Source organism: Isoptericola sp. BMS4 (genome assembly GCF_011634835.1).
In the GTDB taxonomy this organism is placed as follows: Bacteria; Actinomycetota; Actinomycetes; order Actinomycetales; family Cellulomonadaceae; genus Isoptericola.
The window spans coordinates 2,273,117-2,287,318 of record NZ_SIRP01000001.1; the positions used below are offsets into that span (position 1 = coordinate 2,273,117).

At 74.9% G+C, this 14,202-nt stretch carries 13 protein-coding genes; 9 read left to right on the plus strand and 4 right to left on the minus strand.

Translation table 11 applies throughout. The annotated features are described in order from the left end of the window. Nucleotides 1-2: 2 nt before the first annotated feature. The gene (locus EYB28_RS10150) at nucleotides 3-1,373 is read left to right on the plus strand and encodes a M20/M25/M40 family metallo-hydrolase (RefSeq protein ID WP_166852137.1); all 1,371 of its coding nucleotides are present in this window, start codon (nucleotides 3-5) and stop codon (nucleotides 1,371-1,373) included. Nucleotides 1,374-1,389: 16 nt separating this feature from the next. Here EYB28_RS10150 and EYB28_RS10155 read toward each other — a convergent pair whose 3' ends face one another. After that, a complete protein-coding gene (locus EYB28_RS10155; RefSeq protein WP_166847344.1) occupies nucleotides 1,390-2,190 on the minus strand; it encodes a fructosamine kinase family protein in 801 nt (266 codons plus the stop codon). Nucleotides 2,191-2,211: 21 nt separating this feature from the next. Beyond that, on the minus strand, nucleotides 2,212-2,475 hold the full coding sequence (locus EYB28_RS10160; RefSeq protein WP_166843765.1) for a DUF5703 family protein: 264 nt from the start codon (nucleotides 2,473-2,475) through the stop codon (nucleotides 2,212-2,214). 130 nt (nucleotides 2,476-2,605) lie between these two features. Here EYB28_RS10160 and EYB28_RS10165 point away from each other — a divergent pair, with 130 nt between their 5' ends. Beyond that, on the plus strand, nucleotides 2,606-2,953 hold the full coding sequence (locus EYB28_RS10165; protein WP_166847346.1) for a primosomal protein: 348 nt from the start codon (nucleotides 2,606-2,608) through the stop codon (nucleotides 2,951-2,953). Nucleotides 2,954-2,974: 21 nt separating this feature from the next. On the opposite strand, the gene EYB28_RS10170 is transcribed toward EYB28_RS10165, so the two are convergent. After that, nucleotides 2,975-3,949, minus strand: a complete 975-nt coding sequence (locus tag EYB28_RS10170; RefSeq protein ID WP_166847348.1) for an aldo/keto reductase — start codon at nucleotides 3,947-3,949, stop codon at nucleotides 2,975-2,977. A gap of 70 nt (nucleotides 3,950-4,019) precedes the next feature. Here EYB28_RS10170 and EYB28_RS10175 point away from each other — a divergent pair, with 70 nt between their 5' ends. After that, nucleotides 4,020-4,892, plus strand: coding sequence for an undecaprenyl-diphosphate phosphatase (locus EYB28_RS10175; RefSeq protein ID WP_166847350.1), 873 nt, complete (start codon nucleotides 4,020-4,022; stop codon nucleotides 4,890-4,892). Between the two features lie 69 nt (nucleotides 4,893-4,961). Next, the gene (gene mshC / locus EYB28_RS10180; RefSeq protein ID WP_166847352.1) at nucleotides 4,962-6,242 is read left to right on the plus strand and encodes a cysteine--1-D-myo-inosityl 2-amino-2-deoxy-alpha-D-glucopyranoside ligase; all 1,281 of its coding nucleotides are present in this window, start codon (nucleotides 4,962-4,964) and stop codon (nucleotides 6,240-6,242) included. A gap of 67 nt (nucleotides 6,243-6,309) precedes the next feature. On the opposite strand, the gene EYB28_RS10185 is transcribed toward mshC, so the two are convergent. Next, nucleotides 6,310-7,182, minus strand: coding sequence for a PAC2 family protein (locus EYB28_RS10185; RefSeq protein WP_166847354.1), 873 nt, complete (start codon nucleotides 7,180-7,182; stop codon nucleotides 6,310-6,312). A gap of 153 nt (nucleotides 7,183-7,335) precedes the next feature. On the opposite strand from EYB28_RS10185, the gene EYB28_RS10190 reads away from it, so the two are divergent. From EYB28_RS10190 to dop, 5 genes are all read left to right on the plus strand, one after another. Further along, nucleotides 7,336-8,046, plus strand: a complete 711-nt coding sequence (locus EYB28_RS10190) for an HAD family phosphatase (RefSeq protein ID WP_255461567.1) — start codon at nucleotides 7,336-7,338, stop codon at nucleotides 8,044-8,046. 9 nt (nucleotides 8,047-8,055) lie between these two features. Further along, the gene (locus EYB28_RS10195) at nucleotides 8,056-9,174 is read left to right on the plus strand and encodes a site-2 protease family protein (protein WP_166847358.1); all 1,119 of its coding nucleotides are present in this window, start codon (nucleotides 8,056-8,058) and stop codon (nucleotides 9,172-9,174) included. Nucleotides 9,175-9,224: 50 nt separating this feature from the next. Beyond that, a complete protein-coding gene (locus EYB28_RS10200; RefSeq protein WP_166847359.1) occupies nucleotides 9,225-10,292 on the plus strand; it encodes a tRNA (adenine-N1)-methyltransferase in 1,068 nt (355 codons plus the stop codon). A gap of 132 nt (nucleotides 10,293-10,424) precedes the next feature. Next, entirely contained in the window at nucleotides 10,425-12,113 is a 1,689-nt protein-coding gene (arc, locus tag EYB28_RS10205) for a proteasome ATPase (protein ID WP_166847361.1), read from the plus strand. 118 nt (nucleotides 12,114-12,231) lie between these two features. Then, nucleotides 12,232-13,965 (plus strand): depupylase/deamidase Dop, encoded by a 1,734-nt coding sequence (dop, locus tag EYB28_RS10210; RefSeq protein WP_166852140.1) that lies wholly within the window; start codon nucleotides 12,232-12,234, stop codon nucleotides 13,963-13,965. The last annotated feature ends 237 nt before the right edge of the window (nucleotides 13,966-14,202 follow it).

Genomic DNA, 14,202 nt, shown 5'->3' on the forward strand with positions numbered 1-14,202 from the left:
CGATCGCCCAGAGCCAGACGGAGCCCGCCAGCGGGCGCGCCGCCCATCCCACCGCCGAGCAGGAGGTCGTCGGCGTCTGCCGCGACCTGCTGCGCATGGACACCTCGAACTACGGCAACGGCGAGGGGCGCGAGCGGGAGGCCGCCGAGCACGTGGCCGGGCTGCTCACCGAGGTGGGGCTCGACGTCGAGGTGTTCGAGTCCCGGCCCGGGCGCACGTCGGTCGTCACCCGCATCGAGGGCACCGACCCCACCCGGCCCGCGCTCGTCCTGCACGGCCACACCGACGTGGTCCCCGCGGCGGCCGCCGACTGGTCGGTGGACCCGTTCGCGGGCGAGGAGACCGACGGGCTGCTGTGGGGCCGCGGCGCCGTCGACATGAAGGACATGGACGCCATGATCCTGTCCGTCGTGCGGCAGATGGTCCGCGAGGGCCGCCGCCCGCAGCGCGACGTGATCGTGGCGATGTTCGCGGACGAGGAGAACGGCGGCGTGTACGGCGCGCAGTGGGCGGTGAACCACCGGCCCGACCTCTTCGAGGGCGCCACCGAGGCCATCAGCGAGGTCGGCGGCTTCTCCGTCGACGTCGGCGGGCGCCGCGCCTACCTGCTGCAGACCGCGGAGAAGGGGCTGGGCTGGCTGCGCCTGGTCGCCGACGGCCGCGCCGGGCACGGCTCCCAGGTCAACCACGAGAACGCCGTCACCGAGCTCGCGGCCGCCGTCGCCCGCATCGGCCGGCACCGGTGGCCGTACACCCTGACACCGACCGTCGAGCGCCTGCTGCGCGGCGTGGCCGACCTCACGGGGCTCCCGTTCGACCCGGCCGGCACGGACGGCTCCGGCGCCGTGGACCGCGCCCAGGTGGACGCGCTCGTCGACGCGCTCGGGCCGGCCGCGAAGTTCGTCGGCGCCACCGTGCGGCACACGGCGAACCCGACCCAGCTGGAGGCGGGCTACAAGGCCAACGTGGTCCCGGGGCGCGCCGAGGCCTCCCTCGACGCCCGCTTCCTGCCGGGCCGCGAGGCCGAGGGCATGGAGACGCTGCGCGAGCTCGCCGGGCCGCACGTGCGCATCGAGCCGATCCACCAGGACACCTCGCTCGAGGTGCCGTTCTCCGGCGACCTCGTCGACGCCATGGTCGCCTCCCTGGACGCGGAGGACCCGGGAGCGGCCGTGCTGCCGTACACCCTCTCCGGCGGCACCGACAACAAGTCGCTGTCCCGGCTCGGCATCACCGGCTACGGCTTCGCGCCCCTGCGGCTGCCCGCCGAGCTGGACTTCGCGGGCATGTTCCACGGCGTGGACGAGCGCGTCCCGACCGACGCCCTGCGGTTCGGCACGCGCGTCCTGGACCGTCTGCTGAGCACCTGCTGATCACCCGCCGAGCTTGTCACCCGCCGAGCGCGGCGAGAAGGTCGCGGGTGGCGTCGACGTAGCCACCGCCGAACAGGACCGCGTGCACGGCCAGGGGATAGAGCTGGTGCAGCGACACCCGGTCCCGCCACCCGGGGGCGAGCGGGTGGGCGTCGGCGTACCCGGCGAGGATCGCGTCCAGGTGCGGGGCGCCGAACAGCGCGAGCATCGCGAGGTCGCACTCGCGGTGCCCACCGTGCGCGGCCGGGTCCACGAGGACGGCCTCGACCCCGTCGGTCCCCGGCCCGTCGGGCCCCGCGGCCCACAGCACGTTGCCGGACCACAGGTCGCCGTGCAGCCGGGCCGGGGGTTCGTCGGCGGCCGCGCCGGCGAGGTCGGGGAGCCGGGCGCAGACGCGCTCGACGGCGTCGGCGTCCCGCCCGGTGAGGACGCCGCGCTCGCGGCCCTGCGTGACGACCGGCCGCAGTCGCGCCTGCGCGTAGAACGACGGCCAGTCGTCCCAGGCGCCGGAGACGAGCTCGAGAGGGTCGTCGAGCGGCCCGAAGTACCCGGGCCCGTCGGCGCCCGGGGGCAGGGCGCCGAAGGCGGGGGCGCCGGCGTCGTGCATGACGGCCAGGCGCCGCCCCAGGGCGCGCGCTGCGGCCGGCGTCGGACGGGCCGCGGCGACCCGGGTCAGGTCCAGGTGGGCCGGCCCGACGTCGAGCACCTCGGCGACGCGCGGCCCGCCCGGGACGGCGATCCAGCGCAGCCCCGCGGCCTCCGTGGCGAAGAACCCGGGCGGGGCGTCGGGACGTGCCTTGCGAAAGGTCTCGACCATGCGTTTCCTCGGCAGACGGGGTCAGAACGTCGGGGAGACCTTGATGATCTTGCGGCGCAGCCAGACCTTGCGCTCCCCGCCGATGTAGAGCCGCGTGCGGGCCAGCTCCCAGCGGCCGTACTCGGCCTCCTCGGTGAGCAGCCGGCGAGCGTCGGGGACGCTCGTGCCCCGGTCGATCGTCACGACCCGGTACTCGTACTGCCCGTGCCTGCGCCAGGCGGACCGGCTCCCCGCGGCGGGGTCCGGTCCGGTGCCGTGCTGGCTCCTCGACGAGCTCGACTCCATCCTCGCCCTCCCGACGACGTCGTGTCGCGGACCGCCCGGCCGGGGTCGCGAGGGGCGTGGTCCCGGGCCGTTTCGTCCACGAGCCGTTTTCGTCTGCCCATTGTGCCCCGCGGAGCGCTACGGTCGGAGCATGACCGCAGACCCGCGTGCCGCGCTGGACCGCTTCGTCGCCGCGTTGGAGAGCCACTACCACGCGGTGTCGACCCGCCGGGGCGAGGACGACCCCGCCGTCGACGACGCCTACGAGGTGCTCGCCGACGCCTTCGAGGTCTACGAGGACGCCCTGGCCCAGGTGTACGCCGAGGTGACGCCCTTCTACCTCGACGACGGCGAGGACGACGGCGAGGACGACGACTCGGACGACGACTCGGACGACGACGCCGCGGAGGACGGGAGCGACGCCGAGGACGACGACCTCGACGACGACTACTTCGACGAGGCGGCCACCCGGCGCGAGGGGAGCGGCGCGGGCCGCTGACCCGGGGCGCCCCGGCGGCGGTCACCAGCGTTCCGGGTACCCCAGCTCGAGCGCCGAGACGTCGTCCAGGGCGCCGTGGACCTCGCCGGGCAGCTCCAGGTCGACCGCGGCCAGGGAGGTGCGCAGCTGCGCGGGCGTCCGCGCGCCGACCACGGCGCTCGCGAGGGCCTCGCGGGCGAGCAGCCACGCCAGCGCCACCTCGAGGGGTGCCCGGCCGAGGCCGTCCGCGGCGGTGGCCACGGCCTCCACGACGGCAGACGACGTGTCGTCGAGGTACGGGTCGACGAACGCCGCGAGGTGTGGTGACGCCGCACGGGAGTCGGCCGGCAGCGAGCGGCGGTACTTGCCCGTGAGCACGCCGCGCCCCAGCGGCGACCAGGCGAGCACGCCCAGGCCCAGCGCGGACGCCGCCGGCACCACGTCGCGCTCCACGCCGCGCTGCAGCAGCGAGTACTCGAGCTCCAGGGCCGTCAGCCCGACGCCGTCGGCGCCCGAGCCCGTCAGGAGCGTGGCGGCCCGCGCCGCCGCCCACGCCGGGTGGTTGGCCAGGCCCACGTAGCGGGCACGGCCGGACGACACCGCCAGCCGCAGCGCGGACACCGTCTCGTCCAGCGGCGTGGCCGGGTCGGGGCACGCGGCGAGGAAGAGGTCCACGTGGTCGGTGCCGAGACGCTCCAGCGACGCGTCGAGGTCGGCGAGCAGCCCGCCGCGGGACGCGTCCACGGTCGCGCCGCCGGGACCGCCGCGGACCCCGCCCTTGGTGCACAGCACGACCTCGTCCCGGTGCACCGTGCCGGACAGGAGCGACCCGATGAGCCGCTCCGCGTCGCCGTCGCCGTACGTGGCGGCCGTGTCCACGAGATTCCCGCCCGCGTCGAGGAAGTCCCGGAGCTGCTCGGCCGCGTCGAGCTCGTCGGTGTCCCGCGCCCACGTCATGGTCCCCAGGCCCAGCACGGACACCCGCAGGCCGGACCGGCCCACCGCTCGACGCTCCATGGGGCGCAAGGCTACCGGCGCGGTGGTCGGCGGGCAGGAGCACGCGCCGCGCCCGGTAGTGTTGCCGCCCGTGAATGCGTGGGAAGCGATCCTCCTGGGACTGGTGCAGGGCCTGACCGAGTTCCTCCCGATCTCGTCGAGCGCGCACCTGCGCATCGTCGGCGAGCTCATCGGCTCCAGCGACCCGGGGGCGGCCTTCACTGCGATCACCCAGATCGGCACGGAGGCCGCCGTCCTGCTCTACTACCGCAGGACGATCCGGGACGTGTGCGTCGGCTGGTGGACCTCGCTCGCCGGCAAGCACGGCCGCGACTGGCGCGCCCGCATGGGCGCCCACGACCCGCACGCCCGCATGGCCTGGTACATCGCCCTCGGGTCGGTCCCGATCGTCGTGCTCGGCCTGCTGTTCCAGGACGCGATCGAGACGACGCTGCGCAACCTGTGGATCACCGTGACCACCCTGGTCGTCTTCGGCCTGCTGCTCGGCTGGGCCGACCGCATCGGCCGGCGTACCCGGACCCTGGACACCCTGACTCCCCGGCGCGCGATCGCGTTCGGGCTCGCCCAGGCGCTGGCGCTCGTGCCCGGCGTCTCACGTTCCGGTGGGACGATCACCGCGGGCCTGCTCATGGGCTTCACGCGCAAGGCCGCGGCCGACTACTCGTTCCTGCTCGCCGTGCCGGCCGTCCTCGGCTCCGGTTTCTACCAGCTCGCCAAGTCCCTCGGTGACGACCCTGCCCCGGGCTCGCCCGGCGGGTTCGCCACCCTGGTCGCCACGCTCGTGGCGTTCGTCGTCGGCTACGTCGTGATCATCGGCTTCCTCAGGCTCATCACCACGCACTCGTTCATGCCGTTCGTCTGGTACCGGCTCGGCCTCGCAGCGGTCGTCGTCGTCCTGCTGCTCACCGGGGTGCTGACGCCGAACGGCGGCATCGTCGTCTGACACGCTGCCGGCCGTCTCGCCGCGAAGCGCGGCGACAGGGCACGCTGATCAGGCCGGTAGCCTGGGCACGTGCGTTCCTGGCCCGCCCCGCAGATCCCCGAGATCCCCCGCCCCGCCGACGGCCCCGCCGCCGTCCGGGTGCACGACTCGACCACCGGTGACCTCGTCGAGGCAGCCCCCGGCGCCACGGCGCGGTTCTACGTGTGCGGCATCACGCCGTACGACGCGACGCACCTGGGGCACGCGAACACCTACCTCGCGTTCGACCTGCTGCACCGCGCGTGGCTCGACGCCGGCAAGGACGTGACGTACGCGTCGAACGTCACCGACGTCGACGACCCGCTGCTCGAGCGGGCGACCGCCACCGGCGTGGACTGGCAGGAGCTCGCGGCCGAGCAGACCGCGCTGTACCGCGAGGACATGACGGCGCTCGGCGTCATCCCGCCCGCCACGTGGACCGGCGCCGTCGAGTCCGTCCCGGCCGTCGTCGCGGCGGTCGAGCACATGCTGGACACCGGGGCCGCGTACCGCGTGCCCGTCGAGCCCGGCGCGGGCGGCGACGACCCCGGGCTCGGCGACGTCTACGCCGACCTGTCCGCCGACCCGTCGTTCGGCGAGGTCTCCCGCCTCGACTCCCGCACCATGGCCGAGCTGTTCGCCGAGCGCGGCGGGGACCCGGAGCGCGAGGGCAAGAAGAACGCCCTGGACCCGCTGCTGTGGCGCCGCGAGCGACCCGGCGAGCCCGCATGGGACGGTGGCCGGCTCGGCACCGGCCGGCCGGGCTGGCACGTCGAGTGCGCCGTGATCGCCCGCGACGGGCTGGGCCTCCCGTTCGACCTGCAGGGCGGGGGAGCGGACCTCCTGTTCCCGCACCACGAGATGTCGACGTCCCACGACCGGGTGCTGGGCGGTGGCGGGGCACGGGTGCACCTGCACGCCGGGCTCGTCGCCTACCAGGGCGAGAAGATGAGCAAGTCGCGCGGCAACCTCGTCTTCGTCTCCGCCCTGCGCGCCGACGGCGTCGACCCGATGGCGATCCGGCTCGCCCTGCTCGCGCACCACTACCGCACCGAGTGGGAGTGGACCGGCGACGACCTGCGGACGGGCGCGGAGCGGCTGGACCGCTGGCGGTCCGCCGTGTCCGGCAACGGCGCCCCCGACCCGGCGGCGATGGTCGCGGCCGTGCGGGCGGCCGTGGCGGACGACCTGGACGCCCCGACGGCGCTCGCGGCGGTCGACGCCTGGGCGGCCGAGGCCCTCGACGGCGGCCGGGACACCGCTGACGATCTCGAGGGTGCCCCCGGCCTCGCCGCGCGCGCCGTCGACGCCCTGCTCGGCGTGCGGCTCTGACGTCGGCCCGACGGTCCCGCGCACGACGACGGTGCGCGCACCGGTCGGTCCCGGCCGTTCGCGCTCCTCAGCCCTGGGCGGGACCGCCCTTGTCGCCCTTGTCGCGGCGGCGCAGGTAGCGCTCGAACTCCCGGGCGATGGCCTCGCCCGACGCCTCCGGGAGGTCGGCCGTGTCCTTGGCCTCCTCGAGCTGGGCGACGTACTCGGAGATCTCGGCGTCCTCGCCGGCGAGCTCGTCGACGCCGTGCTGCCACGCCTCGGCGTCCTCCGGCAGGTCGCCCAGGGGGACCGACTCGGCGAGCAGCTCCTCGACCCGCGTGAGGATCGCGAGCGTCGCCTTGGGTGACGGCGGGTTGGCCACGTAGTGGGGCACCGCGGCCCACAGGGACACGGACTGGAAGTCGCGCGCGGCGGCCTCGTGCTGCAGCACCCCGACGATGCCCGTGGGTCCCTCGTACATGCTGGGCTCCACGTCCAGCACCGCCTGCAGCCCCTCGCTCTCGGTCGTCGCGCTCATCGGGATCGGGCGGGTGTGGGGGACGTCGGCGAGCAGGGCGCCCAGCGTGACGACGCTGCGCACCCCCAGCTCGTCGGCCAGGTCCAGCAGCTCGGCGCAGTACGACCGCCACCGGAACGACGGCTCGATGCCGTGCACCAGCACGACGGTCCGCTCGGGGAGCTCGGCGACCGAGATCGTCGTCGTCGGCCACGTGAGCACCCGCTCGCCGTCCGGGCCGGGCTCGATCACCGGCCGGTTGACCTGGAAGTCGTGGTAGAGCTCCGGGTCCAGCTCGCGCACCTGCTTGGCCTGCCAGGTCTCGGAGAGGTGGTCGAGGGCCGCGGTGGCCGCGCCCCCGGCATCGTTCCAGCCCTCGAAGGCCGCCACCATCACGGTCTGCCGGGCGGAGTGGCGGCCCGCGGGCTCGGACTCGATCGTCATTCGACCAGCCTATACACGCGTGCGCGGCGCCGACGGTGCGGCGGCGCGGCGGAGCCCGGACGCCCGCAGCGAGGGGCGGCGACCCGGGGCGCGGGCGACCGAGCGGATATCCTCGGGCGGGTCCGCACCTGACCGCACTGCCCAGGAGCCACCCTGAACACCGTCGCCCCGCCCCGCCTGCCCGCCGCCGTCCTGTGGGACATGGACGGCACGCTCGTGGACACCGAGCCGTACTGGATCACGGCGGAGCACGAGCTGGTCGAGGAGTTCGGCGGCCGCTGGTCCCACGAGCAGGCGCTGCAGCTCGTCGGCAACCCGCTGCTCGTGTCGGCCGAGGTGCTGCGCGAGGCCGGGGTCGGCCTCGAGCCGGAGCAGATCGTGGCGCGCCTCCTGGACCGGGTCGTCGCACAGGTCCGCCGGAGCGTCCCGTGGCGGCCGGGGGCCGTGGAGCTGCTGACGGCGCTGCGGGACGCCGGGGTGCCGTGCGCCCTGGTGACGATGAGCTACACGGTGCTCGCCGACGAGGTCGTCGCGCGCGGCCCCGCCGACGCGTTCTCCGCCCAGGTCACCGGCGACCGGGTGAGTCGTGGCAAGCCCCACCCCGAGCCCTACCTGGCGGCCGCCGCGCAGCTCGGCGTCGAGGTCGCCCGGTGCGTCGCGATCGAGGACTCGCCCACCGGGATCGCGTCGGCCGTGGCCGCGGGCGCGCGCACGCTCGGCGTGGAGGCCGTCGTCCCGGTCCCGCACCTGGACGGACTGAGCCGGGCCGCCTCGCTCGCGCAGGTCGACCTCGCCGCGGTGGCCCGCATCGGGGCCGGCGAGGTCCTCGACCTCACCGCCGGGGCCGCCCCGGCCGCCGGATAGCCTGGGCCGGTGACCTCACGTTCCTCCGGCTGGGTGGTCGGCCGCGTCGCGGGCGCTCCCGTCGTCCTCACGCGGTCCTGGCTGCTCGGCGCCGTCGTCCTCACGCTGGTCTTCGCCCCCACGGTCGGGCGCTTCGCTCCGGGGACGGGTACGACCGGCGTGCTGGTGGTAGCGTTCGCGTTCGTGCTGCTGCTCTTCGCGTCGGTGTTCCTGCACGAGGTCGCGCACGCCCTGGTGGCCCGGGCCCGCGGGCACCGCGTCACCGAGGTCGCCCTGACGCTGTGGGGCGGGCACACCGCGTACACGGGCTCGTCCGGGCGCCCGCTGGACGGTGCACTGGTGGCCGTCGTCGGGCCGCTGACCAACCTCGCCATCGCCGCCGGGCTCTGGGCCGCCTTCCAGCTCCAGAGCTCGCTGACGATCCCGGCGCTGCTGCTGTTCGCCGGGGCGTTCTCGAACGCCTTCGTCGGCCTGTTCAACCTCGTGCCCGGACTGCCGCTCGACGGCGGCCAGGTGCTCGAGGCGGTCGTCTGGCGCGCCACCGGGTCGCGCACGCGGGGCACGCTGGCGGCCGGCTGGGTGGGCCGGGTCGTGGCCGTGGGCGTCGTGGTCGGCGCGCTGCTCTGGCCCCTGCGCACGGGCGGCTCGCCGTCGCTGCTGACCGTGGCCTGGGCCGCGCTCATCGGGGCGTTCCTCTGGTCGGGGGCGGGCGAGGCCATCAAGGGCGCGCGCCGCCGGGAGGAGGTCGGCCTGCTCACCGTGCGCGGGCTCGCCGTCCCCGCCGTGACCGTGCCCGCGGACGCCACGGTCGGCTCGCTGCCGGGCGTGCTCGCCGCGCGCCCGGGCGCCGTGGTCGTCGTGGTGGGCGCGGACGGCGCACCGCGGGGCTGGGTCGACCCGGGCGCCGCCGCGGGCGTCCCGGCGGAGGCGGCCTCCACGACCTCGGTCGAGGCGGTCGTGGTGCCGTTCCCGGCGGGGTCCGCGGTGACCGCGGACCTGGCCGGGCCGGACCTGCTGTCGACGCTCGCGCGGACGGCGGGCGGGTCGCGCGTCGTGCCCGTCGTCGAGGAGGGCCGGGTCACCGGCGTGCTGGACGTGGCGCGGGTCGCCGCGGCCCTGCGGCGCTAGGTGTTCTGATCGGCTGGGCACCGGCCGGTGCGCCAGTAGACTGGCGCGTCGTGACTTCCGCCGACGACCCGACGCCCCCGACACCTCCGACGCCCGACGAGACCGGCCCGGCGCCCGCCTCGGCGACCGGTGCCGACCTGCGCCGCGGCCCGCTGCGCGTCGGCGACCGGGTGCAGCTCACGGACCCCAAGGGCCGGCTGCACACGATCACCCTCAAGGACGACGCCACGTTCCACACCCACAAGGGGTACTTCCGCCACTCCGAGCTCATCGGCCGGCCGGAGGGGTGGGTGGTCACCAACACCGCGGGCATCGAGTACCTGGCCCTGCGGCCGCTGCTCAGCGACTTCGTGCTGTCGATGCCGCGTGGCGCCGCCGTCGTCTACCCGAAGGACGCCGGGCAGATCGTGCAGATGGCCGACATCTTCCCGGGCGCGCGCGTCGTGGAGGCGGGCGTGGGCTCGGGTGCGTTGACGATGTCCCTGCTGCGGGCCGTCGGCGACGCCGGCGAGCTGCACTCGGTGGAGCGGCGCGACGACTTCGCCCAGATCGCGCGGGGCAACGTGGAGTCGTTCTTCGGCGGCCCGCACCCGGCCTGGCGGCTGTCGGTGGGCGACCTCGCCGACGTGCTGCCGGACGCCGTCGAGGACGGCACGGTCGACCGCGTCGTCCTGGATATGCTCGCGCCCTGGGAGAACGTGGACGTCGTGGCGAGGGCGCTGACCCCGGGCGGCGTGGTGGTCTGCTACGTGGCCACCGCCACCCAGCTCTCGCGGACCGCCGAGGCGCTGCGCGGCGACGGGCGCTTCGCCGAGCCGTCCGCCTGGGAGTCGATGGTGCGCGGCTGGCACCTCGAGGGCCTCGCGGTGCGCCCGCAGCACCGCATGATCGGGCATACGGGCTTCCTCGTGACGGCCCGCCGCCTCGCCGACGGGGTGGCCCCGCCGGAGCGCAAGCGGCGTCCTGCCAAGGGCTCCTACGCGGGGGCGGAGGCCACGACATCCGCCGAGTGGACCGAGGACGACCTCGGGGAGCGCTCCGTGTCGGACAAGAAGGTCCGCCGCGCCCGGCGCGACTCCGGCGCCGGGGCGGCGGGCACGGACCCGGACGCGACGTGAGGACATCGTGAACGGCGACCGCTCCGTGAAATGAACCACGCTCACGTCGGTGTTCACGTCTAGGGTGCTGTATCTCGGGGGCGCCTTCCCGGCCGGGGAGGTGGCCACCCGGGCCGTACGAGAGGGGATGCGATGACCGACCCTGTTCGCCCGGAGCACAGCCCGGACTTCCGCCCGGGGAACCGCGCGGAACCGGAGACGCCGCACGCGGCGCCGAGCCACGACGCCCAGCTCGCCCTCCTCGCCGCCAAGAACGAGCGGCTCGCCGAGGCCCTGCGGGCCGCCCGCGACCAGATCGTCGAGCTCAAGCGGCAGATCGACGACCTCGCCAAGCCGCCCGGCACCTACGCGACGTTCCTGGCAGCGCACGACGACGGCACGGTGGACATCTCGTCGGCCGGCCGCAAGATGCACGTGCAGGCCAGCCCGAGCCTGGACGTGGCGGGGCTGCGCCCTGGCCAGGAGGTCCGGCTCAACGAGGCCATGACGGTCGTGTCGGCCGGCGGCTTCGAGCAGGTGGGTGAGCTCGTCACCGTCAAGGAGGTCATCGACGACGACCGCGTGCTGGTGGTGGGCCGGGCCGACGAGGAGCGCGTGGTGCGCCTCGCGGGGTCCGTCCCGGGCGACTCGCTGCGGGCGGGGGACGCGCTGACGGTGGACGTGCGCAGCGGCTTCGTCTTCGAGGTGGTGCCGAAGTCGGAGGTCGAGGAGCTCGTCCTCGAGGAGGTCCCCGACATCGCGTACGAGGACATCGGTGGCCTGGGGCCGCAGATCGAGCAGATCCGCGACGCGGTCGAGCTGCCGTTCAGCCACCCCGACCTGTTCCGCGAGCACGGCCTGCGCCCGCCCAAGGGCGTGCTGCTGTACGGCCCGCCCGGGTGCGGCAAGACGCTCATCGCCAAGGCGGTGGCCAGCTCCCTGGCGGCGATGGTGGCGAAGGCCCGCGGCGGCGACCCGAACGCGAAGAGCTTCTTCCTCAACGTCAAGGGCCCGGAGCTGCTGAACAAGTACGTCGGCGAGACCGAGCGGCACATCCGGCTGATCTTCTCCCGGGCGCGGGAGAAGGCGTCGCAGGGGATGCCGGTGGTGGTGTTCTTCGACGAGATGGAGTCCCTGTTCCGCACCCGCGGCACGGGCCTGTCGTCCGACGTCGAGACGACGATCGTGCCCCAGCTCCTCGCCGAGATCGACGGTGTCGAGCGGCTCGACAACGTCATCGTCATCGGGGCCTCGAACCGCGAGGACATGATCGACCCGGCGATCCTGCGCCCGGGCCGCCTGGACGTGAAGATCAAGATCGAGCGGCCCGACGCCGAGGGCGCGAAGGAGATCTTCGGCAAGTACCTGACGCCGGACCTGCCGATCCACCCGGACGACGTCGCCGAGCACGGCGCCGACCCAGCCGCGGCCGTGGACGCCATGATCCGCAGCGTGGTCGAGCGCATGTACGCCGAGGACGAGGAGAACCAGTTCCTGGAGGTCACCTACGCCTCCGGGGACAAGGAGGTCCTGTACTTCAAGGACTTCAACTCCGGCGCGATGATCGAGAACGTCGTCGACCGGGCGAAGAAGTCGGCGATCAAGGACTACCTGTCCACCGGCCAGCGCGGCATCCGCGTCGAGCACCTGCTGAGCGCGTGCGTCGACGAGTTCAAGGAGAACGAGGACCTGCCCAACACGACCAACCCGGACGACTGGGCGCGCATCAGCGGCAAGAAGGGCGAGCGCATCGTCTTCATCCGCACGATCGTGCAGAAGAAGGACGGCGACGGCACGCCGCGCACCATCGACACGGTCACCAGCACGGGCCAGTACCTGTAGCGGCCCTCGAGCCGTCCCTGTCGCACCCGCCTCCCGGCCCGGGTGCCCGACCACCGGGCACCCGGGCCGACCTGCGTCCCGATGACCCTAGGCTGGGCCCGTGAGCGTACGTCGCGTGATGGGAATCGAGACCGAGTACGGCGTGCTGTCCCCGGGACGCCCGCTGGCCAACCCCATGCTGATGAGCTCGCAGGTGGTGATGACCTACCGGGCGCTGGCGCCGCGGCCGGGCACCCGGCCCCCGGCGCGCTGGGACTACGACGACGAGGACCCGCTGCAGGACGCACGCGGCTTCCACCTGCAGCGCGCGTCGGCGCACCCCTCGCTGCTGACCGACGACCCGAGCCGGCCGGCGCCCGCGGGCCCGTCCGCCGACGTGCCGCCCGCCCATGACGGTGCCGGGGTGCCGGGCGGCACCCCGGCGTCCGCGCGGGTGTCGGCGGCGTCGGGGCCCCGCGAGCGGGGGCGTCGGTCCGAGGCCCGGGCGCAGGAGCCGCAGGAGGTCGAGCGGCCCGCCGCGGAGGAGTACGACGACCCGAGCGCCGCCAACTGCATCCTCACCAACGGCGCCCGCCTGTACGTCGACCACGCCCACCCCGAGTACTCCTCGCCGGAGGTCACGGGTCCTCGTGACGGCGTCCTGTGGGACGTGGCGGGCGAGCGGGTCATGCTCGCGGCCGTGCGCTCCCTCGCGCAGGTGCCCGGCGGCGAGATCGTGCTCTACAAGAACAACGTCGACGGCAAGGGCGCGAGCTACGGCACGCACGAGAACTACCTGGTAGACCGCCGGCTGGCGTTCTCGACGCTGGTGGAGATGCTCACGCCGTTCCTCGTGACGCGGCAGGTCTTCGCCGGCTCGGGCCGCGTGGGCCTCGGCCCGACCGGGGCGGACCCGGGCTTCCAGATCTCCCAGCGCGCGGACTACATCGAGGCGGAGGTCGGGCTGGAGACCACGCTGCGGCGCCCGATCGTCAACACCCGCGACGAGCCGCACGCCGACCGGACCCGGTGGCGCCGCCTGCACCTCATCCTCGGCGACGCCAACCTCTTCGAGGTCGCCACCTACCTCAAGCTCGGCACGACGTCGCTCGTGCTGTGGGTCGCCGAGCACCTCGACGAGATCGCGGAGGCGGGCGTGCCCGCACGCGCCGAGCTGGCGGCGCTGCGCCTGGCCGACCCCGTGGGCGACGTGCAGCGGGTCTCCCGGGACCTCGACCTGGGACGCAGCCTGGAGCTCGCCGACGGCCGGCGCCTGACCGCGCTCGAGATCCAGCAGGCCTACCGGGACGTCGTCGTGCGGTCGGTGGCGGCGATGGGCGGCGCGGAGGCGTCCGCCGACGCGGAGACGGCCGACGTCCTCGCCCGCTGGGGCTCGGTGCTGGACCGGCTGGCGACGGACCCGGCCTCCTGCGTCCGCGAGGTCGAGTGGGTGGCCAAGCGCCGCCTGCTGGAGCGCATGCGCAGCCGCGACTCGCTGGAGTGGGACCACCCGCGCCTGCACGCCCTGGACCTGCAGTGGACCGACGTGCGCCCCGAGCGGGGCGTGTACCACCGCCTCGTCGCGTCCGGCGCGGTGGAGCGGCTCGTGGACGAGACGTCGGTCGCCGACGCCGTGCACCACCCGCCGGCCGACACGCGCGCCTGGTTCCGCGGCGAGGTGATGGAGCGCTACGCGGACGAGGTGTCGGCGGCGAGCTGGGACTCCGTGATCTTCGACGTGCCGGGCGCCGCCGCGCTGCAGCGCGTGCCGATGCTCGACCCGGAGCGCGGCACCCGCCGGCACATCGGCGCCCTCCTGGACGCCAGCCCCGACGCGGCGGCCCTGCTGAAGGCGCTCCGCGGCGAGGAGTGACGATCCGGCAGGGGGGACGGGCCGACGCGTCCCCGTGAGACTGCCGGGCGCGCTGCGCCACCGCGTGGTGGATTGCGCCCATGAGAACGTCGCCGGCGATGACGCTCGCCCTGGGAGCCCTGCTCGTCGGTGGCGCACCCGGGGTCCCCGCTTGCCAGTGGGGTCGCCCGGACGACGTCGGCGTCCAGGTCGGCAGTGTCCCGGCCGGCGAGTGGGCGCGTGGGCTACCGGGACTCA

Coding starts and splice junctions, on each gene's coding strand:
- EYB28_RS10160 (WP_166843765.1), bottom strand. CDS start 2,475: ATGGAGTCGAGCTCGTCGAGGAGCCAGCACGGCACCGGACCGGACCCC.
- EYB28_RS10185 (WP_166847354.1), bottom strand. CDS start 7,182: ATGACGATCGAGTCCGAGCCCGCGGGCCGCCACTCCGCCCGGCAGACC.
- EYB28_RS10165 (WP_166847346.1), top strand. CDS start 2,606: ATGACCGCAGACCCGCGTGCCGCGCTGGACCGCTTCGTCGCCGCGTTG.
- EYB28_RS10170 (WP_166847348.1), bottom strand. CDS start 3,949: ATGGAGCGTCGAGCGGTGGGCCGGTCCGGCCTGCGGGTGTCCGTGCTG.
- arc (WP_166847361.1), top strand. CDS start 10,425: ATGACCGACCCTGTTCGCCCGGAGCACAGCCCGGACTTCCGCCCGGGG.
- EYB28_RS10155 (WP_166847344.1), bottom strand. CDS start 2,190: ATGGTCGAGACCTTTCGCAAGGCACGTCCCGACGCCCCGCCCGGGTTC.
- dop (WP_166852140.1), top strand. CDS start 12,232: ATGGGAATCGAGACCGAGTACGGCGTGCTGTCCCCGGGACGCCCGCTG.